The sequence below is a fragment of the Paenibacillus sp. FSL K6-3182 genome, assembly GCF_037976325.1.
In the GTDB taxonomy this organism is placed as follows: domain Bacteria; phylum Bacillota; class Bacilli; order Paenibacillales; family Paenibacillaceae; genus Pristimantibacillus.
In genome coordinates, this window is the sequence record NZ_CP150265.1 from 3,932,206 (window position 1) to 3,957,898 (window position 25,693).

Genomic DNA, 25,693 nt, shown 5'->3' on the forward strand with positions numbered 1-25,693 from the left:
TAATTGAAGTATCATAAACTCTAAGAGAAACTTTCCAACGGCTTCACAAGTTTTCTCCAGTTCTCAGGTAATCCATTATCATGATCAGCATAAATGACTTGTATATATTGATTAAGATTAATAACTCGGTCTTTGAACAGCAACTCATGTATTTCAGAAGCTTTCACAGGAACAGTGTTATTCCGTTTTTTCTGGAATTCATCTAATGAAAGAAACATCTCTAAACTTTTCTTATACTTGCAGCTCTTTGGAAATCTTGGTGAACTCCCCGAATCGTATTTGGACAATTTAACGGCCGAATAATGATCCATCAATATTGGAAATGCTTCGAACTGTAAAATAACAAATGCTTCATCCGGTTCTCTTCCTTTGTATGTATCCAACATTTTGCGACAATCCTTTAATGTGGGCCAAAAGAACACATGTTGATCGAGATAAGCCCGAAATTGTTCATGTGTACAATTCGCATCCATCATACTCTCAACAATCCTTAGATGCGCATTAATGACAACCGTATGTTTGAAATATTTAACTTCTTTGACCTCTGATCGCCGCTCGCCGATATGGAATGGATAAAGATGTTTGCTCGACCAAAGTGCATTATGTTGTACGATCGCAGACAAGTTCCTTTCTCGCGTAAAATGGTAAAGGCTTTTCCTGCCTTTTGATTTTGTTATCGCTGAAACGATCACTTTCTTATCCACTATGCCCCCTCCTTCTGCCCATATGATTTCACGAATCCGATTGAATCATTCCCATCATTAGAGTAAAAACATAGATACAAAAAAAAGGTTGCCGATGGCGACCTTTTTTAAGAACCAATTTTATATTAAAGATCCATTGATTAATATCGAATTTTTAGCTAGTTATACTTTCATCCGCTGCAAACGAAGTGCATTTAGCACAACGGATACGGAGCTAAGTGCCATAGCCGCACCAGCGACCCATGGGGCTAACAATCCGATTGCTGCAATAGGAATACCCAACGAGTTGTAAGCCAGCGCCCAAAATAGATTTTGTCTAATATTGCCCATCGTTTTACGACTCATAAAGATGGCATCTGGGATGCTATTCAGATCACCGCGCATTAGTGTAATATCAGCAGCCTCCATCGCAACATCTGTACCTGTACCAATAGCCATTCCAATGTCCGCCATTGCTAAGGCCGGTGCATCATTTATCCCATCACCAACCATCGCTACTTTTTTGCCTTGTGCTTGCAATTTCTTCACTTCTTCAGCTTTACCTTCTGGAAGTACTTCTGCCAGCACATGATCAATGCCAACTTGCCGCGCGATAGCTTGGGCAGTACGTTCATTGTCACCAGTAATCATAACGACTTGAATCCCCATTTGCTTCAAACGAGAAACGGCTTCTTTCGAAGTCTCCTTAATGGTGTCAGCAACGGCTACCATGCCTGCATATTGGCCATCAATCGCGAACAGCATCGTTGTTTTTCCTGCTTGCTCTAGGATAGACATTTGTTCAAAAGCATGCTCCGCTTGAATACTATATTTCCCCATCAGCTTCCGAGTACCGGCTAATATCTCTTTGCCATCCACAATTGCCCGAATGCCATACCCAGGAATCGCTTCAAATTCATCAGCGTTTGGAAGCTCAATGTCTTTAGCCAATATGCCGGATACAATTGCTTCCGCAAGCGGATGCTCTGAGTTTTTCTCAGCAGCGCCGACGAGACGCAAGAAAGCATATTCATCCATCGTCTCCACAAATACATCCGTTAATTCGGGTTTGCCTTTGGTCACCGTTCCTGTTTTATCCAAAATAATTGCATCAATTTTATGCGTTGATTCGAGATGCTCGCCGCCTTTAAAGAGAACTCCGAGCTCTGCAGCACGACCAGAACCTGCCATAATCGACGTAGGTGTTGCAAGACCGAGAGCACACGGACAAGCGATGACAAGTATCGCGATCGCAATCTCTAATGCATTAGCGAAATCGCCAGGACTTATCCAGAAGTACCATACAACAAAAGCTGCAAGTGCGATTCCAACAACAATCGGTACAAAGATACCTGAGATAACATCAGCAACACGCTGAATTGGTGCTTTTGAACCCTGCGCTTCTTCTACAACTTTAATAATTTGTGCTAAAGCCGTTTCTTTGCCGACCTTTGTTGCTTTCACTTTCAACCGACCATTTTTGTTAATCGTCGCTCCGATTACATGGTCGCCAATTTTTTTATCCACTGGAATGCTTTCACCAGTCAGCATGGACTCATCCACCGCTGATGTACCTTCGATGACTTCACCATCCACCGGAACCTTCTCACCCGGTTTTACCAGCACAACGTCTCCAGTAAGCACTTCCTCGACAGGAATCGTTAGCTCTTGACCATCACGAACGACTAACGCCGTCTTGGCTTGTAATCCCATTAGTGTCTTGATTGCTTCAGAAGTACGCCCTTTCGCCAAACCTTCAAATAATTTACCGAGAATAACGAGTGTAATTAAAACTGCGCTTGTTTCATAATACATGGATGGACTGTGGTGCATATTTCCAGACATCGTTGCCCAATCTATTGTCAGATATAGGCTATAAAAGTAAGCAGCTGACGTACCTAGAGCTACCAGAACATCCATATTGGCACTTTTGTTGCGAAGTGCTTTGTAGGCTCCAACATAAAAATGTTTTCCGACATAAAATTGAACCGGAGTTGCAAGTGCAAGCTGAAACCAAGGATTCATAAAAATTTCAGGCATCCAAATCCATGATGTAAATGAAAAATGAGTCACCATGGACCAAAGCAGCGGCAGCGACAAGATGGCAGATATGAGAAGCTTGCGCTTTTGTTGTTTAATTTCTTTTTGACGATGCTCTGCCGGATCGCCAACCTCTTGTTTTGGCACTGCTTTGTACCCGAGTTTCTCGACTCGTTTTTGCATATCTGACAAAGTTACATCTGAAGGATTGAATTCTACATGAGCAGTTTCTATTGCGAAATTAACGGTAGCATTCGTGATACCAGGCAGTTTATTTAAAGCTTTCTCGATTTTAAGTGCACAAGCTGCGCAAGTCATCCCAACTAGCTGCAAATCAACGCTTTCCTTAGCCGTGCTGTACCCAAGCTTCTGTATGCTTTGTTCCATATTTGCAATGTTTGTTTTGCTTGGATCATAAATAACGGTAGCACGTTCCATTGCAAAATTTACATTCGCTTCCGAAACACCTTCAAGCTTATTTAATCCTTTCTCAATCCTATTCGCGCAAGCTGCACAAGTCATTCCAATAATTTGCAGGGAAGTTTGCTTCGTATCTGAGCTAGTCGCTTCCATGATGATCACCTCTTTTTTTCTCGATTAATGAACTTCATATCCTTGTTCTTCTATGGTTTCCTTGATCGTTTCAAGTGTTAGCTTACTTTCGTCGAACTCAACTTGAACCGATTCACTCGCCAGATCCACTTTTCCTTGTGCACCTATCGTGTTTAATGCTCCTTCAATGGAATTAACACAGTGATTGCAAGACATTCCTTCAACATGTAATGTTACATTTTTCATTGTTCATATCTCCTTTATGTGAATCATTTATTTTTATCTTCGTATTGAAAATACAATGTTTAAGAAGTTTACTGCTCTTTCTCATAAACGCACTATACCCCCCTACTGTATATTATGTCAATCATTTTATCTATTTTCATTCTATATTGTGTCATTGACCATTTGCTTACTCCATCTGAAACAGAGAAATTTGCACAAAATGCATATAGTTTATCCCTTTCGATTTCAGCTCGATTTTTCAAGTATTCTGTCAGATTAATTCTTTGTCATGGATAAAAAAGTTGGCTTCAGGAAACATTAATCGACGATAGTGATCAAAGATTTTTTACATGCAATTCATAAAGAAACAAACGAATTTAAAAACAATAGTTGGAGGTTCTTATGACTTACCTGTATAGCTTTGGGCTTTTATTTGGAGGATTGTTTGTAGTTAATTATATTTTTTCTTATCAAGGGAAACATATTGAACCCCAATTTTGGTCAACTTTAAAGTTTCAATTGCTAATGTTACCCTTCTTTTTAATGGCTAATTTATCTATTGGTTATGGTGTAAAGTATGGTCTCAAATCTTCCGGGAATCTTAGCTTTACTTTAGTAGCCGCTAAGTGTTTGGAAATATTAATTTCGTTAATTATGGGGTACTTGTTTCTAAAAGAATTCCCCAATTGGAAAAACTGGGTTGGCTTAGTGATTATCGTTATTGGGTTGTTCCTCGTTAAACAAAAGTAGCCACTTCCATAAAAAAGAAAAATTTATGACTTCCATAACAGGAAAATGGGGTTTTCTGTCGAATTGTAATGACGTCTATGGAAGAGGAGGAGATTTTCATCAAACAATTTATGATCGGGCAATACGGAGGATTTGATGACCGTAAATATGAAAAGGATTTTAGAGATAGTTTTTATGGGATTGAAGCATGTTTGTTCCATACCCATGAAGATTATTTAAAGCTTGTTGAAGAAGCAAAAAAAAGAGGGTTTCATATCGGAGTGCATTTTCCTATGCGAGCTAATGCGTCAAAACTAAGAGATGCATTAGTTTTATCATTAGATGATAAGATTAGAACTGATGCATTCAACAATATTGAAGAAGAGCTGAATTATTTAGCAACAGCCCCACTTGATTATATTTTGTTCCATTATCCTAAACCAGTCCTATTGGATGACAACGTCAACTGGGATACATGGAAATTTACGAATAGCACGGAATACATTTTAGAAAGCAATTATTGTTTTGAGCAATTTGTTGAAAAAAGCGAATACCTTTTCAACTGGCTTACGGAAAAAAGCGAGCAATATCATTTCACCCCATTACTGGAGTTTGATGCACTAAATAAGTATATCTATGATACGGATTTCTTGGAAAATTTGCTTTTAAAGTACCCGAAAATTAAGCTGTGCCTGGATACGGCAAGACTATTTCATCAAGAGAGTATAGATCCTTCGCTAGATGCAAGAAAAATATTTAGAAAGTATACGAAATATACTGCTTCGATTCATTTGTCAAACATGCAAATTACCGATACCATTCAAAATAGACATCATCCGGCACTCCCCGAACTCAGTCCCGATGAGGGATGGGCACCGATAGAAGATTATTTGAACATTATTAGAGAAGAAAATAATAAAGTAAGGATCATGTTCGAGCACAGGTCTGATCGTATTAGCGAACAACAATTAGAAAGCTGTTACTTATGGGTAGATAGCATTCTAAATAAATAAGATTCACCTATTAGCTGCCATACTAATTAGAGGCAGCTTTTTAATTGCCTTAAGGAATGACATATGTACGCAAATTGAAAACCTGACTAGAAGCCATCGTTATTTTCAGCATCTGCCGTGAAATTTCTTCCTCGGTTTGCCGCATCCCATTTTGCAGCCAGTATTTATATATTCCTATAGCCCCTCCAACAATCCAGTTCACAAGCAGGTCCGATTCAATCTCCGGATTCTGCTGCCCCATCCGGCGTATTAATTGAAGCAAAGATTCAAACATTTGATCATGAAGTCGATCCGAGAAGTTAAGAACGCCATTTCCAAGCAGCATGATGCTATAGAAATCAGAATGTTTTTTTATATGACCAACGGAAAGCCTGATCGTCTTCATATATTCAATGGACGGTCGCTTTGACGCTGGTAATTCTGTAACGCCTTCAATAATATCGGCGTATTCAGTTAGCACGTCTTCAATAAGCTCCATAAGGAGCTCATCTTTCGTTGAGAAATGATCATAGTAGGTTACGCGGTTTACACCCGCTATTTCTGTTACTTCTTTAATTTTTATTTGGTTATAGCTTTTGACAGCCATCAGTGATAACAGCGCTTCTTTGAGAAATGTGCGGGTGCGGACACCACGTACATCTAAGGTATTGTACACTTTTGTCATTTGCTCAGCCCCTCGTTCATTCACATGCTTGTTGAACTAATTTATACCTTAAACGACATTTTGACTCGAAATGTCATAGTAATAATCACTTAACTTGTTATCCTAAGTATATACGACAGGACGTCGTCAAATAAAGAAAGAACCAATCTGCCTAGTCGAGAGGATGATTTAAATGAAATTACAAGGAAAAACAGCCGTAATCACAGGCGCAGCGTCAGGTATGGGCAAGGAAATGGCTTTATTATTCGCACAAGAAGGTGCTCAAGTAGTTGTAGCCGATATTAATGAAGCGGCAGTAACTTCTGTTGTTGAGGAAATTAATTCATCTGGTGGACAAGCCAAAGGCGTAGTTACAAACGTTACAAAGGAAGAAGACGTTGCCCGAATGATTGACACTGCTGTAAATGATTTCGGCAAACTTGATATATTAGTAAACAATGCAGGTATTATGGATCAAATGCTGCCCGCAGAATCCGTTACCGATGAAATGTGGAACAGAGTAATGGACATTAACGTAACTGGTCCTATGAGAGCTATTCGCAAAGCTATTCCCCTCATGACAAAGCAAGGCCATGGCGTCATTATTAACACAGCTTCTGTCGGCGGTCTATTTGGTTCACGCGCAGGCATTGCTTACACAGCTTCCAAGCATGCTGTTGTTGGCATTACCAAAAATGTAGGATTCCAATATGGCAAGCTCGGCATTCGATGTAATGCTATCGCGCCTGGCGCTGTTGCTACAAACATTGGTGCAGGTATGACACAAGCTGATCCATTTGGTATCGAACAAGCTATGGCAGGTATGTCCTTACAACGCGGAGAAGCGGCAGACCCGAAACAAATTGCAAGCGTTGCTTTATTTCTAGCTTCAGATGATTCTAGCTTTATTAACGGCACTGTAGTTACCGCAGATGGCGGTTGGTCAGCATACTAAAACACTAATGAACAGCAAAGGAGCCATCACTTGTGATGGCTCCTTATTTTGTTATTAACAATAGATATGAAGATTACGAAATTATGTTTACTCTAGTACAGCTTAGTTAAACCCAGGAAAATCAGATAAATCGGATAGTCGGATAAAAAATAGTACAAATGATAAAACACCTACGAGGATGATCGGGAAAGTTTGTTTGAAAGAATCTTTTACACGTACATGAGTTAATGTGCCTCCGATAGCTGTAACGCCAAGCAATAACGCGCCAGCTGATGCCCAGCTGTGCTCCCAGTATCCAATAATTAAAGCAATGGCAGCGATTAATTCAACAACACCCGTTACAACTCGGAACCATTGCGGCAAGCCCCATTGTTTAAAGCCGTCAACATGCATCTTCGAACCCGATACTTTACCGAATCCCGCCATCAAAAACATCAAACCTAATAGTCCCTGCAATACCAACGCTAATATTTCCATTGTAGACTCTCCTTTTTTTCTCGGTTAATGCAACCTATGAAGGCACATTATAAAACAGACTATTCTTTTTAAATATTTAATGCTTACTGTTGTTATTTCCGATTTAGGTCATACCCCCATAATCTTCAAAGTTAAATGTGCTTGTCACAAGCACATATAATACAAAAATAAAAGTGCAGTGTTAACTGCAACTCATTTAAGCACATTATAATTCGTTTCAAAACGTTTGACTAGTACTTTGTTGAAAAAATTAAACGACAAAAAAATCTACACGCTCCATCACATCATTAATAGTATATTGTCGAAGGTAATCAATCGTTTTTTGCTCCGCTTCAAACAGAATTTTTTCCAGCTCTCCGTCCAGTTTATGGCCTGTTTCTCCACAATTGCCATCACCTACTGGTTCAGCTGTACATGTATTTACTGCCGCGTAAATGTCGCCTAATGTAATTTCATTCGCTGTTTTTCTTAAAATATATCCGCCTTCTCTACCGCCCTTTGACTCCACAATGCCGGCTGCCGCTAATGCTTGCATAACTCTTCTCATAAAAGTTGCATGCGAATTCACCTGATTTGCAATCATCGTACTTGATAAGATGCTGCCGCTCTGCGCTAACCAGACAATGGAATGAACCGCTATTTTAAATCTAGGAGGTCCGATATTAACTCCACGATTTGCAGTACTCATATCAATCACTCCTTCAGCCACTTATGTGGCTTAAACATCATATTATGAATTGTATTTCTATTAAGCACATTATAAAGTAATGCATTTTCATGTTCAAGTTTGTCACCCCCAAGACAGTCATACTTCTTTTTCGCTTCTGTCTAACTTATAACTAGGCTTATGACATGATTCATTTAGCTAGGTAACAAACACCCAATCAACAAATACCCATCCAGCATAAATTACACAGTACACAGAACGTAAGGAGGTGCATTGAAAAATGTCTGGTCACGTTGGTGGAGCTTTCTCGAGCTTAGGGATCATCTTAGTCCTCTTTATTCTCTTGGTGATTATCGCTTGCAGTTGCGGATTTGGCGGAGTTGGCGGATACGGTGGATATGGTGGAGTTAGCGGAGTTGGCGCTGGTCATGGTAAAGGATACTAAGAAGAAGGTCTAACCCGTATCGTTGCGAGTATATAGAGGTTTATATTATCCACAAGGACCATTTCGTGGGCCTTGTGGTCTTCCTTTTTCCATTACATAAATCAATATTAATAAGGAATTTATTCCATTTTATTCGTCTGCTGTAGCCATTTATCATGTACAATAAAAGAAATACCGATCAACTATTTTCAACTTTCTTAATTGCTTCATTTAATCGCGAATACACAAATAAGGGGCTGATCCTTGTGGTATTGTTTGCAATCCTCTTTGTCATCATTGCATTCCTTAATATTTTCTTTCCTAAGTTCGGTTGGTACATGAGATACGGCTGGATGGTTAAAGGAAATTCTGAACCTAGCGATGCTTACATACTAATGAGCCGGATAAGCAGTATCATCATTCTTATTGTTTTTCTATTTGTCATCCTGCCTAATCTTTTCTAAAATAACATCTTAATTTTTCATAAAAAATTTGATTCCAGACCATCTAATGATACAATTGGAATGAAAATATTGGAGCAATAATGAGCCAATAATCATGAAGGAGTGAATAAAATGGCAGTTGATGTTTATATGAATTTCAATGGGAATTGTCGTGAAGCGGTCGAATATTATGCGCAAGTGTTTGGGGCTGAAATTACAAATTTCACTACTTTCAGCGATATTCCACCAAACCCAGAATATCCCCTTCCTGAGGAAGCAAAAAACTTAGTCATGCACGCTCGCTTAAACATTTTAGGCAGCAATGTTATGTTTTCTGATGTATTCCCTGGAATGCCCTTTATTGAAGGAAACAATATAAGCCTTTCGATCGTCAGTAAAGATAAAGATGAAGTAACATTACTATTTCATAAGCTGAAGGAAAACGGTACGGTCCTAATGGAACTCCAAGAAACGTTCTGGAGCAAATGCTACGGCCAAGTAAAGGACAAGCTTGGCATCTTGTGGCAACTGAACGTTGAAGATGAGGCAGCTAACGGCTAACAAACATTAAGGTTAAAAAGGATCGGGGTCTCTTCTTTTTATAAGAATAGTGCCCGATCCTTTTTTTTTCGCTCAAACACTGTACTTATTTTAAAGCTTTTGCCATTGCATCAAGCTTCATAATTGTTTTCCAGTTTCGAGCTGTAGCTGGCAGTAAATTTTGAAATTTTTTGGGCAGCTTGGAATCAAGAATACTGTTTCGATAAAGCACATAAATTTCTTTGCCGCTTATGTAATATTCATCATTGCCTAGGTCTACATCAGGCAAATTATTAATTTGTTCTTGTGTAGGCGCCTCTTTTAATAAAGTGAGATGTATACTCTGACCTTCGGTCAACTCAGCCGCATTGAATGGTGATTTATCAATAATGCTTTCAAGTTCATCCGTCGTCCTCAGTATTACAGCGATATTAAATCCAAACACTTCACTAATCTGCTTCTCAATTGTCTCTTCTAGTTTGTTTGCATTCTCGTTTGATTCGAAAATGACATTCCCGCTGTTAATATACGTCTGCACACGTGCAAAGCCAAGCTCCTCAAACATTCGTTTAAGCTCAGCCATTTTTATCATATTATTGCCGCCAACATTAATTCCTCGTAAAAGCGCAAAATAAATGCTCATCTACAAACATCCTTTCTTTCAACTGCTGATGTTATTTGACATTTATAGTATAACTGATTTTGCCATATATCAAGTACGCCATTATTCGTCAAACAATCCTATAAATCGTTCCTACCGTTTGACATACTTTTCTGATAAAATCGTATATTCTTGTCTTGTTCTTATGCAAGCATACACGCTAATATGACAATTATTTTTATAAAGAAAGAGGAGATGAACCATGTTGATCAAAAAGAAAAATGATATTGCATTTATTTTAGAAAACTTCAAGCAACTAGCCCAGTGGGATGCAACCGGTCAAAAATTTTATTTTGTATTCGCAGATCGCAAACGTGGAGGACAGTGGACTCTAATGAATAACAGTGAGGATCGATTCAGCGTACATGGATTAGGTGAAGATTACATGGATGAGCAGGAGTATTTCTTTGACGAGTCTAGCCAAATTCACTCATTCTTATGGGAAAATCGAGCTGCTTTTAATGCCGCCTTAAAACCTGCCACGATGTGCAGCTAGACGAAGATTAACATAAATAACACAAAACACACCTTTTTAAGCGTGTGTTTTGTGTATTGATTCTATAGATTATTTCTTAAAACTCAGCCGCTGCTGAAGCAGCGCAGCAAGCTCCCCCGCATCATCCCATATCATTGGCCTAATGGACTCCGGCTGAACGCACAGCTCGTCCTCCTGTGTGCTATTCATTGTCCACACGACCTCAACATTTGCGCCAAGCGCATACCCAGCTGCAAAATAAACCTCCGGTGAATGGCTTGTAATATCCGCAATGATAAGCTTGCTTTCAGCTAGCTTCGTTATGGAATGATTTTCATTGCCGCCTGTATCTGATTGTTGAAACATAAACGGCAAATAACCAAACTGCTCTAATTTCGGAAATACATGCTCAAACCATTCCGCTCGCAATGGCTGATTGTCTGGAAGCAGCACACCGCAGGTTTTCAACTTCCTTCCCCCTGTTCTTGCTGCCGCTTCGTTCCATCCCTTTTCCGTAAGCTTGAAAGTAATCCCTTCTCTAACAATCAATTGAGCTTCCCTTAGTTTCTCCACAATGTACACGAGCTCTTGTAGGTTTGGGGAATAAGTTAAATTAAAATTTTGCGAAAGCGGCTGAATGACGATCGGTTGTCCAGGATCATCGGAATGACGATATAAATATTGAAGAAGCCGTGCTTCTTTATCTTCAATTGTAAGCGGAATATGTGGTGCTTTCTCAATCGTTTCCAAGTCATCAATTGTAAGAGTAATCTTTTCACCACAATCTAATTGTTCTCTAATGTACCCCGATATAATGGGAAAACGTTTATTTTTTATAGGATAGGACAATGAGTTAATAGCAAGGTAACTATCTCTTAATAAACTGTAATAACTTCCCGGTGCGCAGTTGCAGCCCAAATAGCGCTCATACTCACCTTTTTGTTCGATGGGTACGATCTCAGAACAGAACAAGCAGCGTTTCTTTTCCATGATCATATAACCTCCCTGTTTACATATCTTTCGCATATCTTATATGAATTCAGGGGCATAACGTCATTAATATTTATTAATATAGCTGGTAATATTTTCTGATCTTCCATTTCACTGCTTTGCCTATTCTAATCTTCATGCCTATTTCCGCACTTATTCTGCTTGCATGCAGCGCATCGTTCAGTACGATCCTCCGAGTAATTAGCTTGTTCACGATTTGGAATCATGCGGTACAATGCCTCAGTTTCCCCATTCCAACAATCAATTTCACGATAAATGTCCACAAGTGGTGGCGGGGATTCTTTTTCATATGACCACTCACTAAATATTTCGGTTTCTCGCCTGTCTATTCGATATTTATGATCACCTTGTGATAAAGAATACGAGTTGCCGCTAATTTTCACAATAACATGAAGAATTAACGCAGAAATAAGCATAACCATTCCGGATTTCAAATTATTCGTCAAGCATAGCACCAGAATGGAGAACAAAATTGCGGGAAAAATAAAAAGAAGCGAAAAAAGATGAACGATCAGCTTCAATAATAAAGTCCCTGCATTATGCATCGCATGCTCCTTTGAACGAATTTTTGCTCGTTATAGGATATGCGGTAACAGGTTATCCTTATTTTCAAAACAATTTACCACCTTGAATAAGAAAAACTGCTGTAATCAATTACAGCAGCTTAGTGAAACCAATTATACGTTTACCAGTCCGAACCCCAAGCCGATTCGTAACCTTTATTAATGGAATGCTGTGGGACTGATTTGGACTGCACTTCTTTAAAAGCATAATCTGTTCCCATGTAGTTGGCAAAATGCTTACTCTCTTGTCTTCGTATACGTCTTGCCTCTTTCCTATCTGGTGCAGTAGAGAACAATAGCCGCTCTTCATCTGATTCGGCTAATACGCCAGGGACTACTGTTGGTTTATCGTCATCGCCTAATGCAACAAACGTCAGGAATGAGGTAGCGCACACCTTGCGACCGCCTGTAAGCAAATCCTCCGTCACTACTCGGACAAACACCTCCATAGACGTTTTATGTGACCAAGTAACGAAAGCCGATAAGCTTACTGCATCGCCTTTTCTTACTGGATGAAGAAAATCGACGGAGTCCGTAGAAGCCGTAACGACGGGACGACGAGCATGCTTCGTTGCGGCTATCGTAGCCACATCATCTATATATGCCATAAGCTTTCCACCAAAAATCGTTCCGTGATGATTGGTATCTGGCGGAAGAACAATCGATTCCTTAATGGTTAGTGATGCTGATGCTGGTCTTGATGATAAAGGGACAGCTAATTTTTCTAATACGTTCATGGTAACACCTTTTTTCTTCATAAAATTTTTCGATAACGCTAAGTTTACACCCATCTTATATATAGGTAAAATACATATATCGCATAGTTTTCATTCCTTTTCACTATAGGTGCTCATAAAGCAGATTATCGATTGATTCCTGCTCTAAAGCTGAAGGAGCAATATAAATGGATCTTAAACATTTAAATTATTTTGTCGCGGTTGCTGAAGCGGGCAGCTTCACACAAGCCGCACGCAAGCTTCATGTAACCCAGCCCTCATTATCAAAAATGGTACGGTTACTTGAAGAGGATCTTGGTGCACAGCTAATAGATCGCTCTTCCAAGCAGATCGAATTGACGGATGCCGGCATATCGATTCTCCGTTCAGCGAAACAGATTATACAATCCTTTGAGGATATGTCGAGTGAACTTGAGGAAGTAGTAAAATTGAAAAAAGGAACGCTGCGCTTAGGCATTCCTCCCATGGTAGGCGGATATTTTTTACCGCTCATTATTGAGAAATTTTTGTCTCATTATCCTCAAATTCGATTGCATGTTATTGAACAGGGCGGGAAAAGCTTGGAGCAAGATATTCTTCATGGTGAACTGGATTTCAGTATGGTCATTCTTCCCGTTAAGGACGTGGAACGGTATCATGTCCTTCCCTGCATCAACGAGAATTTGCGCCTTGTTGTTCATGCAGAACACAAGCTTGCTGGTCAGAGCATGATTGAGATGAAGCAGCTAGAATCAGAGCCATTTATTATGTTTCGCAAAGATTTTACGATTCATCATTTAATTAAAGAACATTGTGAAGCAGCAGGCTTCGAGCCCAAAATCGTGTTTGAGAGCTCGCAATGGGATTTTATGACGGAAATGATTGCAGCTAAATACGGTGTAACGCTATTGCCTGAGGGCATATGCCGACAGCTGGACAAAAAACGTTTTGCTTCGGTTTCCGTTGTTCAGCCTGTAATCCCATGGCAATTGTCGATGATATGGCGCAAAGACAAGTACTTATCCTTCGCTTCGCGCGAATGGATTCGTTTTATAGAAGCAGAGCTTCAGAAGAAATAAGAAAAAAAGTTCGCAGTGAATACCCTGCGAACTTTTTTATGCTTTGTCTATTTGATTGCCTTTCCATGAGAACTGCCTTACTTCGGTTGGTGTCTTCCCCATCTGCTTTTTAACCATCCTTGCAAAATGGAATGTTGATTTGAAACCGCATCTTATTGCAATCTCAGTAATGGATAAACCAGTATGGGTTAAATATTCAACAGCCTTTAACACCCGATAATGCCAAAGGTACTTAATCGGGGTCGTTTTTTCGCTCATTCGAAACAATCGAACAAGATGTTCTAGCGAGACACCTGCATGCTCAGCGAGCATAGTCAAAGTTAGTTCCTCGTGGTAAGTACTATGAATCAGACATTTCGCCGTTAAAATAGACGGATGAATTTCCTCAAGTGCTCGAGTCCGCGACATTTCAGAGACATATAACAGGATCGCTGACATACCCAAGCTGCGAAGCAGATCACTTTCGGATGGATGAGCATCTTGCACAGATAGCATTAAATCAGTTAACCGATTCATCTCCTCCGAAATGCGCTGACATAGCGGAAGTTCCTCGAAGTAATCTTTTTCCGTCTTGGATATGTCCTCAATATGAATAGATATCCAGCGATGCCAGGTTTCACCCTTGCCCCAGAATGTAAACTGTTCATGGTGCCCAGGCTTTAGCAGCACGACAGACCCAGGCGTTATCTCATGAACTTCATCATCAATCTCAATGCTCATCTCGCCCGAATGCAGCAGTACGAGCTGTATATCCTCTTGTACACGAGGGCCATAACGACCGTTAGCCGGATAAATAACTGTGCCTGCGTAAGCCGATTTGATTCTGTTGAACGTTACAGTATTAGCCATTAAATCAACGCATATTTCTCGCGCAGATCCTCACGCAATGTGACTGCTGAATCCTCGCGAATGTAATGACAAACATAAGAACGACGCCAGCGGTCCGTGCTCCGATTACGGTTGGAGGAATGAATTAATAGCTCATGGAAAAAAAGAATATCTCCTTTTTCCATAATAACAGGAATCTGTTGATTTAAATCGATGCCCTCTGTCTCGTCCGTCCATTCTTCATGCTCATCGACATTTTTCACCTTGCCATGCGGCAGAAGCCCAAGCTTATGCGTGCCAGGAATAACCCATAAGCAGCCGTTTTGTACATCTACCTGCTCTTCCATCGCAATCCAAGCGGCAACCATGGTCATTGGATCGTTTTTGATATAGTAGTAGTCCTGATGCGCAGCTTGACCAGGCGAACCCGGCTCTTTATAGAAGAACATACTTTGCACGCAAACGGCCTCCTTCTCCATCAGCTGAGCTAGAGCCCCCCTAACGATCGGAAGCTTCATCACTTGTCGCGAGAAGCTGTCATGCTGGTGCGGGTTGAATAGCCGAGTAGAATAGCGTGCTTTCTCGGAGGTGCGTGCCCAATCCGGCGTTTCATCAAGTGGCGTAGAACGCAGTTCATAAATATGTCTATTAAAAGCATCGATTAAATCCGCGCTGCAGCCTTTTTTGATAATAACAAATCCGTCTTTATGATATTGCTCCAGTTGTTCGTTAGATAGCGGCTTTAAAAGTTCGCTTTGTGTTGTAAGCATAATGATAATCCCCTCTCCATTATTCGAGTGTGATTGACGCTGCTTGCAGATGTTTTGCTATACTTGTATATTACTGCGCCGATCCTTCTTCAACAATGGCTCTGATTATCATCTTTGTGTCTGAAATTGATATATCCGTCATTCTAAAAAAAGACTGCTAACCTCAGCATTACCTGCTCGGTCATCAGTCCTTGCTTATTCGATTACAATTTTATATGCGTCTGTTTCTATTCCAACCGCTTTCTTTCACTGAAATCTGAAAAAAGTCGTTTATATTTCAGCAACCGTTTCCACATTGTAAAAAGCCAGCATCGGCAAATAAGTCCCCGTATCAATCAGCATCTGAGATGCCGGATTCGTCTGATATGCACCATGAACACTAAGTTTGCCGCTTGGCTTTCTCGATAATTTAAGCAACACTTCATTGCTCGATATAATTTTCCAGCCATTCAATAGAATAGCACCCTCTTCGTCCTCTATACCAAACAAATCCGCATGTGGATTTATCGCAAATAGTCGTTCCGATACATGCTTAAAGCGCAGCTTAATGGCATGTGAATCCGATTCATGTTCCTGTATGTAAATAGCATGTTCCAAATTAGGTGGGTACGCCTGCCGCTGTAAACCGTAAACCGCTTGCAATGCTATATTCGCCGCACGGCTCCCAATTATTAAATTTCCTGCAGGACTGTTGTGAATATCGTCAGACATCGGACAATCAAGAGAAGGTATGACAGAAACCGAAGGTATGGATATAGCAGCTTGCCGCTGTGCTTCGCGTACCTTCCCCCATTGTTTATCGTGATGCTCTTTGTCTTCTTGAATATTGGTGAAGCGGTTAAGCTGGACCGTTATAAAGGGAAGCTCAGTTATGTTCAAATCCTTACGCCAATAATGAACAACCTTTGAAAAACGCTCCAAGTAAGTATCGGCGCTTTCAGAATTGCAGTCGGAACTGCCTTGGTTCCATACCACGCCAGCCACTTTGCCGCCGCAGCGCTGCACCGTTTCGATCATATTTCGATAAAGATGACCTTCTTCATCAGGATTCCATGCACGAAGCGCTGAACCGCCAAGAGCCGTTTGTACGAAACCAATAGGATAATGAAGCTCATTTTGCAACAACTTGCCAAAATGGAGCCACGGACTATGTGCTGGATTTACCCACTCCATATTCACCTCATGGATCGTTGCCGTGGAGTCGTTGAACGGATGCGTTGCGAGATCCCACAATCCGTTATTTCTTAGCAAATGAACCCCTAGCATCGGACTATCTTCCACCGTTCCTCTTCCATAACCTGCCGCATTGCTTTGACCGGCTATGATCCATAGATCTCCGACACCGATATGATGGATCATATCTCCGCGAATCGCTCCTGAACCAAGTAGCGCATTCTGATCATGCTGCAAGCAAGTTTCTAACCGGTATAAACCACCATTCGGAACATGTAAGGTAACTCGCCATCCATTCTCACCAACCATTTCACATGGTGTCCAGCTTAATACATCACTGCCGTTATTCTCATGAACCACTCTTGCAAACACTTGGAATGGACCAATGTGCACTGCCTGGTCCACTTCCCAAATGCCCGATAACGCAAGCTTACCTCTTCCGTCTACTTGCTGAATAATTTCCCAAGCCACAGGACCTTTCTCCAAAAAAACGCCAAATGACATGATCAACAAAACCTCCTTTCCTAATCCGTTCTCCTTACAATAATACTCTTCTTCTTGAATGACTTATATAATAAGTTGGCAATTATTTCTTCATTAGCTGTTTCTTTATGCGCGGCCAAAAGTTTCAAAAAAAAGTGAAACAAAAAATGGAAATTTATCGTTTAGAATGTAACATACATCATCGGCATCTATACATTAGGACCAATTAAATACCCATTCAAACAATTGTAATCGCCTAATTGCAAAAAAAGGAGTGCTAACCTTTGAAAAAACGTATTTTCACGAAAGTATGCCTTGCGGTTTTATTAGCATTATCACTAACGCCTCTCAGCCATTTAAAAGCTGCAGAAAGCAGTTCCAATTCGCTCGCAGGATTTACTCAGGTCGAAATGGCTGGTAACGTAGCATTAGCGTTAGACAATCAAGGAATGATATGGGCATGGGGCAATAACTTTGCTGGTCAACTGGGAGATGGAACAATTGGTTTCAAATCGGCTGCGGTACCTGTATTCAGTGACGTTGCTAAAGTTCAAGTAACAGGCTTTTACAGCCTCGCACTCAAAAAAGAAGGTACAGTGTGGTTCTGGGGCGGGAACGGTGATGGCGTAAGCGGTTTTGATACCTATGATACAAACGCACAAGCTATTGTAACAAAACCTAAAATGGTTAATGGTCTTACAGATGTCATCGATATTGCTGCAAAAGAAGACCATAATCTAGCATTAAAGTCAGATGGCACGGTATGGACATGGGGGAACGGTGGATTTGGTCAATTGGGTCGCATGGACATCAGCGCCTATAAGCCTGAAGATTATCGCAAACGCGTCAGTGAACAAAATATTCCAAAGCAAGTTGCTGGACTAAAAGATATTGTCTCCGTCCACGCAGGAAGCTTCCTTTCAGCAGCAATTAATGCAAAAGGTGAAACTTGGATTTGGGGTCATTACAATGGATGGGGCAGCGATACAGGAGATTTGATGAGTCCATTTAAGCTACCTGGCATTTATGCTAAAAAAGTTTCTGCGACATGGGAAAAATCGATTATACTCGATACGGATGGTACGGTTTGGGAAATAAACAAAGGTTTAAAACTCAATAAACTTCTAACATCGGCTTCTGATATAAGCTGTGGAACATTTAGCTGCGCAGCACTTCATTCCGATGGAACGTTATGGGGTTTATATAATAATTCCAAGGATTTAGTTGATCCATCACCCATTGCAGGCATTTCAAATGTGAAACAATTTGCGATCCATTCACTTAATCAAGATTTTTTTATTATTTTGAAGGCAGACGGAACTCTATGGTCTAAACAACCATTCGGATATGGAACAGGCAGTGAAACCATTATGGACTATTACAATCAAATGAATATTCCTTCAAGTGAAATGGTTTCAAAGCTGCGCCAAGTGAAGAAAGCCATCACAGTAAAGCTCGACGGAAAGACGATAACGCTCACTTCTAATCCCTATATTTACAAAGGCGTTACTTTCGTTCCGCTTCGCAGTACATTTAATGAACTAGGTGCAAAGGTGGAATACGTAAAAGGGAAAATGACCATATCGGATGCTAACCATACACTGAATCTCACCATTAGAGAGAAAGAAGCATTTATCGATGGCAAGCCGATAACATTAGACTATCCTCCGATGATTATTGATACAATGACCATGGTTCCCTTGCGTTTTGTCATTGAAGGCCTTGATCGTAAAATTGATTGGGATCCTGATAATCGAGTTATTTCCATAAGCAAATAAACAAAAGCCACCAGACCTATTGATCTGGTGGCTTTGATTTTCCATTGTCGTTACTGTGAATAAAAAATGCTAATTAATTTGGTCTAACAATCCTCTTCGCTTTCGCAGCTTCCAACCAGCTCGGAAATTCGTTTAATAGCTGATCATACAATAATTCATCAGAGACAGCTGCTATATCGTCCAAATGTATAAAGTTTGCGTTATCGACAATCCGGCCTTCCATGGTGTCTAGCTGCTTCAACACTTCAAAATCGGAATGACCAATGCCAACGAACTGCCAGAAAATCGGCTGTACCGCTGCGGCAGTAATGACCTTTTTAATCGGTTTTACGACACCGCCATCATTAATGAATATAATAAATACTGGCGTGGCCGCTTCCTCTTCCACCGTATATTTACGAATGACATCTTCCATAACTGGAGGTTCATTGTTGCGGCCAAACTTATGTATGTTGTTATTATCCACTATTTTTCGTTGGACGTATTGATCAAAATCTTTTTCTGAAACAGAAGGCAATCGGCTAAAATGAGTATCATAAACCCAAACATCGAGCATCCCGTTGTCATCAAATTTACTGGCAACTGCGAGAATTCGTTCCACTACTTCCTGCACGGTGCCATTTCTGTATAATGGCTGCATAGAACCTGAAATATCAAGTACAATACCTACTCTAGCCGCAACACTCGTTAATTTTTTCTTCTCCAACGTAATTTGAACGATCTTTTTCCGCAAATCAATGGATGATAAAGTCATTTCGGCTGCAGCAGCTGCTACTTCTGCTTCGTCCCTCTCAATCTCTAGACCAAAGCTTGTACATAACGCTTCAAGCCCTCCGTAAAAACCGCTCCCTATTGCATTAAACTTCCACTCACCGTTATATCTATACAATTCACCGACTACTACAGCCGTTTCCTTTGTAAACGCCAAACCATAATCAAATCGGAACAACTCTTCATCTGTACTTCCATTTACTAGTCGAATATACAAATGCGATGCGTTTTGCATAAAATGGCCAAGCCGTTCACCCTCATGGATCGTCACTGTAAAAGCTATTTTTTCCGTATTTTTGCTCAACCGCTTCAGGTGTATCGTGATTGCTTCCTTGTCACCGCTCTTCTCTGTCACATCATGCGAAATCGAACCATCGTGTGCTTGTGGATTACCATAAAAGATAAAATGTTCATCTCTCTCGCAGATATTTCGATCAGATAATAGAAAAGCAGCAGCATCGATGCTCATCGATGATTGTCTAGTCGTCCAACCAAATTGAACTCTCACAGATGTAAGTTCGCGTCCTCTAGTGATATCTACCTTTTGACCCTTCGACAATAACATGCATCCCGCTCCATTTCGATTTAACTCGTATTCTTCACTCTATTATCTACGAAACTATGGCTAAAGTCCTCCTCCAAACTATCCATTTTTTTCAAATTGTTCGTTTACAAAAAGATATAATTATTATAAAATTCTTTATAACGAACATTAAGTTCGCAATTAGAGCGGGGACAGGAGGTGTTGATGTCATGTCCAAATTCAAAAAAATCTTATCACTTACTTTGCTGATCACCATCTGTATGTATCCTGCTTCCGCATTTGCTGCATCCAGTAAAGAACCATACGATGAAAAGAAAGGTTTCTTATCAAGTATCTTGTCTGTGTTCTCCATTACGAAAAGTACAAACAACAGCAACAACAGCAATAATAATAAGCAAAACAACAACAAGAATAATAATAACAATAATCATTCAAACCAACCAAGCAAAAATAAGAACGACAAAGATTGGGACAAGAAAGGCTGGTTTGACTGGTTCGACAATGATGATTGGTTCGACAATGATGATTGGTGGGATGATATCTGTTGGTGGGATAAGCATAAGGACGATTCATTCAAAATTTGGGAGCGATATTATTGTTATTGATACCAGTTTGCCCGGTAACCGTTGGTTAAAACCAGCGGTTATTTTTTATTTATCCTCCATAAGGAAATTTATATGGCATTTATTGTCGAAATAGATTCGCTCAAATCGTATAAGCTTTCCGATAAGAGGACGGGTTCATGCCGAACGATTTCTTGAAGCTTTTGCTCAAATGATGCTCATCCGTAAACCCGCATTGCTCCGCTATTTGCGCAAGCGTTAATGAAGAATTGACTAGCATAAGCTTAACCTTATCCATTCTTAGATTAGCGGCGTACGAACTTGGTGTCGTTTGAAATTCCTGCTTAAACAGCCTGGTCAATTGCACTTGGCTGAGGCCAAGCTCCATCGCGATCGTCTTCAAGGAAACGCCCTCTTCCGCTTGCTGCTGAAGCATATGTACCACACGCTGCAAGACCTGGTTCTCGCTATATAAATAATTTATCTTACGATTCATGCTTTCAATCTGATAGACATACATCAAATCCCTTAACAGATGTTGCTTGTATTTCAGCGCCAGACTATCCTTCACATAACGAGCTTCGCGAAGCAACGAAAGTGTAGAACTCATTCTTTTTTTGTTGAGTAAAATAAGCTTTCCTGTAGGGGGCAAAGTGGTGTTGTCCTCCCCGGCAGCGCTATCTGCATTCCCCCACTGAAACCCGATGAGATGAAATGACAAGCCATCTGTTTTGCGGTAAAAGGTCATATGGGGCGGACAAAGCACCATCTCCCCTTTTACGGCTCTCTCGCTCCTCGATTTTCCCATTCTATACTCAAAGCCGCCCTCTTCAACAATGAATAAAGCCCAGTGATCGTAAGTATCCTCTGTCTTCTGAAAATGTGCAGCATCCTTCACAAACACATGGTAAATCAGCTCAGGCTCGCGAAACCAAGGCTTGTCCAATTCCATCATCCCTTTTATGAAATTATTTACAAGTAATTCGATTATTCTATACATTATACTACGAAAAATCGTCGCATATAATTAAATTAAATACAAGAAGGAGGAGAGGCTAATGAATACAGCTTCGCTAAATATTCCAGAATTAATGAGCCGTTTTCATGAACAAGGATACTTGGTTTTACCCGATATACTTTCACAGGAAAAGGTATCCCTCCTGAATGCAGCGATCGATGAGGTCCTTGCAGAGGAGGAAGATACGTTTGCTCATAATATTTATAACAGCGTCTCTCGGCACACTGAAATTGCCTCATTGATCGATCACGAAGAAATCCTTCCCTTAATCGTTAATTTGCTTGGACATAATATTCAGCTGCATATTTCTCATCTAACCGTGAGAAAACCTAATCCAAATGATATAAAGACGGCTTCCCACAGCTTTATCGATTGGCATCAAGACGGCCCTCATCCACAGTTTCCGGTTATTGCAGGCTTAACGGCTACTTATTATATAAAAGTCTGTTATATTTTGAGCGATATGACAAAGCCGAACCGCGGCAATACAAAGGTTATTCCGGGCAGCCACAGGCAGCCCTATAATCCGAACCATAAGGATGTGCGCCAGCAATTGGATGGCGAGGTACAAGTGTGCGGAAAGCCGGGTGATGTATTTATTTTCGCACAAAATTTATGGCATGCCGGATCGATCAATCAATCCGAATTTACAAGAAGGCAGCTCTTTCTCGGCTATAGCCCGATCTGGATGCGTCCAATTGACTATCATCAGGCAGACGAGCATCTATTAAAGGATGCCGATCCGATCCGCCGTCAACTGCTTGGACAAATCAGCGACAATAAATTCAAATTTTATGTCCCGGAAGAATCGATGGTACCGCTCAAAAAGATGGTTATCGACAGCGTCTGATAAAGCCGAAGCTGGGCACACATAAGGACCGTTTGCTCACCTCATCGTGATGCAAACGGTCCTTTAACAATCAGCTTGAGATGTCCGATAGCTCCGACAGCAGCATAAGTACGAGTCCCTGCCCATAAAGCGTTGGATAACAAGCGATCTCATTGTAAGCTTCGATTGAAGGCATGATAGGCGTCCCGCCTGACACGCCCATGACTTCCCCGCTCGGCTTTATTTTAAGAAGAATAGCTTCTGCCGCAAGGTAGGCAGCATTCAAATAATCCGCATCGAGCAAGCCTTGACGTACCGCTTTCACAATGCCGCAAGAAATGCCGGCGCTGCCCGACGTCTCCGAATAAAATTCAGGACGGTCAAGCACCGTTGCCCATAGGCCTTCCTCATGTTGAAAGCGAATAAGGCTGCGCATGAGCAATTGATAACGTTCGAGCGTTTCCTTCGGAACAACTGCTAAACCTTCCAGCTCTTCCACTATCATCGGCACCGCCACCGCTATCCACGCATTAGCTCTTGTCCAGCGGGCAGCCGAAAGATGGTTCCGTGCCTCCGAATTCCAGCCATGAAACAGCACACCCGTATCCTCATCCTGCAGCAGCGTTAAATGCAGCTCCACCTGACGTACGGCCTCTTTCGCATAATCCACATTCCCAGTGAGTTTCGCAAGTTTAGCCAAGAACAAAACCGCCATAAAAATAGTATCCACCCATACCTGCTCCGGGAATTTCACATTTTCCGTAACCGTATGCTCGAAGGCGCCTTCCCTTGTACGGGGCGCCTCCGTCATCATCCATTGTCCAATCCGCTCTGCTGTCTCCAAAAAAACAGGGTCATGCGTATGCTCATAAAGCGCTGGAAAAACCGTATATGGCGCCATCGCATTGATGACTCTGACCTTCTCCGCAAGGTGTAAATTATTTTGCGACCATTTTATTAACTCCGTCATCGTCTCTGATTCACCTGTAAGCTCATAATAAGACAGCATCGCAATGACGCCGACTCCCGGCACCCAGTCCCAATGGTTCAAATCCATGCCCCAACTACCGGAATGATCCTCAAGCATATAGTGATATACACGATCAGCCGCCTGCTTCACTATTTCCCGCGATAACTTCGTTTTCATGCCCGCTCCTCCACCTCCATAAAATGATGCAGCTTCACCGTTTTAAGCTGATGGTGATGCTGCAGGCTTCAATGCTAAGGATAGCTTAATAGGATCATCACTGGTTGCGGCAGCATTCTGTTTGCTTGCAAAAATAGCTGCTACAGCATTATCATAGGCCTCTACTATAATTTCCGGCTCTGCTTCACCAATTACTAGCGAAAAAAGAAAAGCTGCTTTGCCCATCTTCTCAAAATCAATTGTACTGTCCTCTACTGCATGTAAAATATGGTCGAAGCAAAAGCTGCTGCTGTTCCTCGCGAGCTCCCACTTCCAATTGTCTTTTTGTTTATCGTCATGCTCATCCGTCCCTGCACCAAATGCCGTAAACAAAATACGCAGAACAACTTTGCAGTCACCGATTCTAACCTCCGCTCTTTCCCCGCTCACTTCCGCGTCTACATTATCCAAGCAGCCGCCAAGCTCTACCCGAATTCGCAAATCAGATACAGCTATGCAGCCATTTATTCGATCAAGGCTCGGATGAGTATCTCCTCCATCAGTCAGAAAACGGATACCGAGCAGCAGTCTGCTCCCCTCTACTCTACTGTTCAGTACAGCTGAGCAATAATCATAACCGTCATGCAGGACACGCAGCTTCAAATAGGCCGCCTCTCCACCATTATCAAAGAAAACAAGCAGCGGCCTTGTTTGATTCCACATAATTTCCTCGCTGGACACACCAATCGCAAAGGAAGGGGTCATGTAGGTTGTTGCCCACTTTTCCTGCCCAGTCTGTTCATTTCTAGAATAGAGCTGCTGGAGCAGCCTTTCCTCAGACTGTGTGAAAAATGGATAATACTTGTGCGGACAACAAATCCCGCTCCCAAACCACTCCGCATCATACGGCTGTTCATTCTCAAATCTAAAAACAACCCTTTCGTTTGTTGCGATTTGCAAAAATGACTTCGTCATATCCGATAGCAGTGTACTGTAGCTACGGCTGTGCGGGCCGGACCACTGCTTCGTCGCTGGATGAAAATGCTCTGCTACCATGCGCCATGCGCTATCGAGCAAATCTTCCGCAAACGCTTTAGCCTGAGCGCTCGCCGTCATCGTATAAATTTTGGAAAGTTCGGTGATGGCGATAACCGTATAAGTCGGACTGTTAAACTCATGAAACGTCCCTAGCTGATTCGTAAATGCATGGAGCTTTTCCAGCCTTCGAATACCGTAATCGGCCAATTCTGGCTCAGCGTATGCTTCGCCCGCGATAAGCGTGACCAAAGCACCCATTAGTGCGATATTCGTATAATTTGGACCAACATCCCGCTTCATAATGGCATTGCATGCGCAGAAGACAGCTTGACGGATCAGCTCTCGCAGTTCCATAGGCAATCTATCTCCATGCCGCACTTCGATTTGAACGAGCTGTTTACCGCAAAAATCAGCCCAGTTCCAATCTGGCGGGGACATTTCCGTAAGCGGCTCCTCGTAAAACCATGACCATATGCCATACGTTAGGTGTTTAGGATTTTGGTCTTGCAGCGAAATCACTTTGCGTATGACTTCATAAGCTCGCGTGGTATAATCCGGCAAACCGCTGTCAAGCAAAGCCAGTGCATAAAGAAGAGAAGGATATGTAGGGTGAACAAGCGGGAACTCCTCAGCCGTAAGCGTCGTATGGTAGCCGGGACTATGAAAGGGCAGCTTAAGCATGTTGACTTCCGGGTCAAAAAACGACTCCCAGTGATGGATTTTTCCGAGCAGCAGCGGCTTATGATCCATTGGATTGTCCGTCTTATCCATATATCCCATCCTCTCAATTACGGTATCCTAGTTTGCGCCAATGAAGTGATAGAGAGCAGACCGCCATTAAGGCGAACTGCTCATCTCCTGCCTTTCAACCTGTAT

At 41.5% G+C, this 25,693-nt stretch carries 28 protein-coding genes and 1 pseudogene; 11 read left to right on the forward strand and 18 right to left on the reverse strand.

Annotated elements, in window-relative coordinates:
• Positions 1-20: 20 nt before the first annotated feature.
• The 3 genes from MHH56_RS17280 to MHH56_RS17290 all read right to left on the reverse strand — a co-directional run bounded on the left by MHH56_RS17280 (position 21) and on the right by MHH56_RS17290 (position 3,521).
• Positions 21-704, reverse strand: coding sequence for a hypothetical protein (locus tag MHH56_RS17280; protein WP_339202755.1), 684 nt, complete (start codon positions 702-704; stop codon positions 21-23).
• 162 nt (positions 705-866) lie between these two features.
• Positions 867-3,296 (reverse strand): heavy metal translocating P-type ATPase, encoded by a 2,430-nt coding sequence (locus MHH56_RS17285; RefSeq protein WP_339202756.1) that lies wholly within the window; start codon positions 3,294-3,296, stop codon positions 867-869.
• Between the two features lie 24 nt (positions 3,297-3,320).
• A complete protein-coding gene (locus MHH56_RS17290; RefSeq protein WP_339202758.1) occupies positions 3,321-3,521 on the reverse strand; it encodes a copper ion binding protein in 201 nt (66 codons plus the stop codon).
• 381 nt (positions 3,522-3,902) lie between these two features.
• On the opposite strand from MHH56_RS17290, the gene MHH56_RS17295 reads away from it, so the two are divergent.
• Both MHH56_RS17295 and MHH56_RS17300 read left to right on the forward strand, forming a co-directional pair.
• Positions 3,903-4,250, forward strand: a complete 348-nt coding sequence (locus MHH56_RS17295; RefSeq protein ID WP_339202759.1) for an EamA family transporter — start codon at positions 3,903-3,905, stop codon at positions 4,248-4,250.
• Positions 4,251-4,327: 77 nt separating this feature from the next.
• Positions 4,328-5,242 (forward strand): sugar phosphate isomerase/epimerase, encoded by a 915-nt coding sequence (locus MHH56_RS17300; protein WP_339202760.1) that lies wholly within the window; start codon positions 4,328-4,330, stop codon positions 5,240-5,242.
• Between the two features lie 49 nt (positions 5,243-5,291).
• Here the strand turns inward: MHH56_RS17300 and MHH56_RS17305 are convergent, their stop codons facing one another.
• A complete protein-coding gene (locus MHH56_RS17305) occupies positions 5,292-5,906 on the reverse strand; it encodes a TetR/AcrR family transcriptional regulator (RefSeq protein WP_339202761.1) in 615 nt (204 codons plus the stop codon).
• Positions 5,907-6,078: 172 nt separating this feature from the next.
• Here MHH56_RS17305 and MHH56_RS17310 point away from each other — a divergent pair, with 172 nt between their 5' ends.
• The gene (locus tag MHH56_RS17310) at positions 6,079-6,840 is read left to right on the forward strand and encodes an SDR family oxidoreductase (RefSeq protein WP_339202762.1); all 762 of its coding nucleotides are present in this window, start codon (positions 6,079-6,081) and stop codon (positions 6,838-6,840) included.
• A gap of 102 nt (positions 6,841-6,942) precedes the next feature.
• Here the strand turns inward: MHH56_RS17310 and MHH56_RS17315 are convergent, their stop codons facing one another.
• Both MHH56_RS17315 and MHH56_RS17320 read right to left on the reverse strand, forming a co-directional pair.
• The gene (locus MHH56_RS17315; protein ID WP_339202763.1) at positions 6,943-7,317 is read right to left on the reverse strand and encodes a DoxX family protein; all 375 of its coding nucleotides are present in this window, start codon (positions 7,315-7,317) and stop codon (positions 6,943-6,945) included.
• A 250-nt stretch (positions 7,318-7,567) separates the two neighbouring features.
• Positions 7,568-8,005, reverse strand: a complete 438-nt coding sequence (locus tag MHH56_RS17320; RefSeq protein ID WP_339202765.1) for an Rrf2 family transcriptional regulator — start codon at positions 8,003-8,005, stop codon at positions 7,568-7,570.
• A gap of 259 nt (positions 8,006-8,264) precedes the next feature.
• Here MHH56_RS17320 and MHH56_RS17325 point away from each other — a divergent pair, with 259 nt between their 5' ends.
• The 3 genes from MHH56_RS17325 (at position 8,265) to MHH56_RS17335 (ending at position 9,412) form a co-directional block, all read left to right on the forward strand.
• The gene (locus MHH56_RS17325) at positions 8,265-8,429 is read left to right on the forward strand and encodes a hypothetical protein (protein WP_339202766.1); all 165 of its coding nucleotides are present in this window, start codon (positions 8,265-8,267) and stop codon (positions 8,427-8,429) included.
• Between the two features lie 155 nt (positions 8,430-8,584).
• Complete coding sequence (locus MHH56_RS17330) at positions 8,585-8,872, forward strand: DUF6199 family natural product biosynthesis protein (RefSeq protein WP_339202768.1); 288 nt, start codon at positions 8,585-8,587, stop codon at positions 8,870-8,872.
• A gap of 111 nt (positions 8,873-8,983) precedes the next feature.
• Positions 8,984-9,412, forward strand: coding sequence for a VOC family protein (locus tag MHH56_RS17335; RefSeq protein ID WP_339202770.1), 429 nt, complete (start codon positions 8,984-8,986; stop codon positions 9,410-9,412).
• Positions 9,413-9,497: 85 nt separating this feature from the next.
• Here MHH56_RS17335 and MHH56_RS17340 read toward each other — a convergent pair whose 3' ends face one another.
• Positions 9,498-10,034: a DUF1697 domain-containing protein gene (locus tag MHH56_RS17340; RefSeq protein ID WP_339202771.1), complete on the reverse strand. Its 537-nt coding sequence runs from the start codon at positions 10,032-10,034 to the stop codon at positions 9,498-9,500.
• Between the two features lie 220 nt (positions 10,035-10,254).
• Between MHH56_RS17340 and MHH56_RS17345 the strand changes: the two genes are divergently transcribed.
• Positions 10,255-10,548 carry a hypothetical protein gene (locus tag MHH56_RS17345; protein ID WP_076265763.1) on the forward strand — a complete coding sequence of 98 codons (294 nt, stop codon included), beginning with the start codon at positions 10,255-10,257 and terminating at the stop codon, positions 10,546-10,548.
• A gap of 69 nt (positions 10,549-10,617) precedes the next feature.
• On the opposite strand, the gene MHH56_RS17350 is transcribed toward MHH56_RS17345, so the two are convergent.
• The 3 genes from MHH56_RS17350 to MHH56_RS17360 form a co-directional block, all read right to left on the reverse strand.
• Complete coding sequence (locus MHH56_RS17350) at positions 10,618-11,517, reverse strand: hypothetical protein (RefSeq protein ID WP_339202772.1); 900 nt, start codon at positions 11,515-11,517, stop codon at positions 10,618-10,620.
• A 128-nt stretch (positions 11,518-11,645) separates the two neighbouring features.
• The gene (locus MHH56_RS17355) at positions 11,646-12,083 is read right to left on the reverse strand and encodes a hypothetical protein (RefSeq protein WP_339202774.1); all 438 of its coding nucleotides are present in this window, start codon (positions 12,081-12,083) and stop codon (positions 11,646-11,648) included.
• 140 nt (positions 12,084-12,223) lie between these two features.
• Positions 12,224-12,838 (reverse strand): acyl-CoA thioesterase, encoded by a 615-nt coding sequence (locus MHH56_RS17360; RefSeq protein WP_339202776.1) that lies wholly within the window; start codon positions 12,836-12,838, stop codon positions 12,224-12,226.
• Positions 12,839-13,005: 167 nt separating this feature from the next.
• Between MHH56_RS17360 and MHH56_RS17365 the strand changes: the two genes are divergently transcribed.
• Positions 13,006-13,896 (forward strand): LysR family transcriptional regulator, encoded by an 891-nt coding sequence (locus MHH56_RS17365; protein ID WP_339202778.1) that lies wholly within the window; start codon positions 13,006-13,008, stop codon positions 13,894-13,896.
• A 36-nt stretch (positions 13,897-13,932) separates the two neighbouring features.
• On the opposite strand, the gene MHH56_RS17370 is transcribed toward MHH56_RS17365, so the two are convergent.
• The 3 genes from MHH56_RS17370 to MHH56_RS17380 form a co-directional block, all read right to left on the reverse strand.
• Entirely contained in the window at positions 13,933-14,745 is an 813-nt protein-coding gene (locus MHH56_RS17370; protein WP_339202779.1) for an AraC family transcriptional regulator, read from the reverse strand.
• The gene (locus MHH56_RS17375) at positions 14,745-15,494 is read right to left on the reverse strand and encodes a phytanoyl-CoA dioxygenase family protein (protein WP_339202781.1); all 750 of its coding nucleotides are present in this window, start codon (positions 15,492-15,494) and stop codon (positions 14,745-14,747) included. The genes MHH56_RS17370 and MHH56_RS17375 overlap by 1 nt, the downstream gene beginning before the upstream one ends.
• Positions 15,495-15,764: 270 nt before the next feature.
• Positions 15,765-17,171 (reverse strand): sialate O-acetylesterase, encoded by a 1,407-nt coding sequence (locus MHH56_RS17380; protein ID WP_339202783.1) that lies wholly within the window; start codon positions 17,169-17,171, stop codon positions 15,765-15,767.
• A gap of 263 nt (positions 17,172-17,434) precedes the next feature.
• Between MHH56_RS17380 and MHH56_RS17385 the strand changes: the two genes are divergently transcribed.
• Positions 17,435-18,928, forward strand: a complete 1,494-nt coding sequence (locus MHH56_RS17385; protein WP_339202784.1) for a stalk domain-containing protein — start codon at positions 17,435-17,437, stop codon at positions 18,926-18,928.
• 73 nt (positions 18,929-19,001) lie between these two features.
• Here the strand turns inward: MHH56_RS17385 and MHH56_RS17390 are convergent, their stop codons facing one another.
• Both MHH56_RS17390 and MHH56_RS17395 read right to left on the reverse strand, forming a co-directional pair.
• On the reverse strand, positions 19,002-19,682 hold the full coding sequence (locus MHH56_RS17390; protein WP_339209634.1) for a VWA domain-containing protein: 681 nt from the start codon (positions 19,680-19,682) through the stop codon (positions 19,002-19,004).
• A gap of 63 nt (positions 19,683-19,745) precedes the next feature.
• Positions 19,746-20,264, reverse strand: a pseudogene (locus MHH56_RS17395) (TerD family protein); the annotation flags it as partial.
• Between the two features lie 188 nt (positions 20,265-20,452).
• On the opposite strand from MHH56_RS17395, the gene MHH56_RS17400 reads away from it, so the two are divergent.
• Entirely contained in the window at positions 20,453-20,848 is a 396-nt protein-coding gene (locus MHH56_RS17400) for a hypothetical protein (protein ID WP_339202785.1), read from the forward strand.
• A gap of 100 nt (positions 20,849-20,948) precedes the next feature.
• Here the strand turns inward: MHH56_RS17400 and MHH56_RS17405 are convergent, their stop codons facing one another.
• Entirely contained in the window at positions 20,949-21,761 is an 813-nt protein-coding gene (locus tag MHH56_RS17405; protein ID WP_339202787.1) for a helix-turn-helix domain-containing protein, read from the reverse strand.
• A gap of 103 nt (positions 21,762-21,864) precedes the next feature.
• Here MHH56_RS17405 and MHH56_RS17410 point away from each other — a divergent pair, with 103 nt between their 5' ends.
• Complete coding sequence (locus tag MHH56_RS17410) at positions 21,865-22,674, forward strand: phytanoyl-CoA dioxygenase family protein (RefSeq protein ID WP_339202789.1); 810 nt, start codon at positions 21,865-21,867, stop codon at positions 22,672-22,674.
• A 70-nt stretch (positions 22,675-22,744) separates the two neighbouring features.
• On the opposite strand, the gene MHH56_RS17415 is transcribed toward MHH56_RS17410, so the two are convergent.
• Positions 22,745-23,800, reverse strand: coding sequence for a glycoside hydrolase family 88 protein (locus MHH56_RS17415; RefSeq protein ID WP_339202790.1), 1,056 nt, complete (start codon positions 23,798-23,800; stop codon positions 22,745-22,747).
• Positions 23,801-23,842: 42 nt separating this feature from the next.
• Positions 23,843-25,588, reverse strand: a complete 1,746-nt coding sequence (locus tag MHH56_RS17420; protein WP_339202792.1) for a hypothetical protein — start codon at positions 25,586-25,588, stop codon at positions 23,843-23,845.
• Between the last annotated feature and the right edge of the window lie 105 nt (positions 25,589-25,693).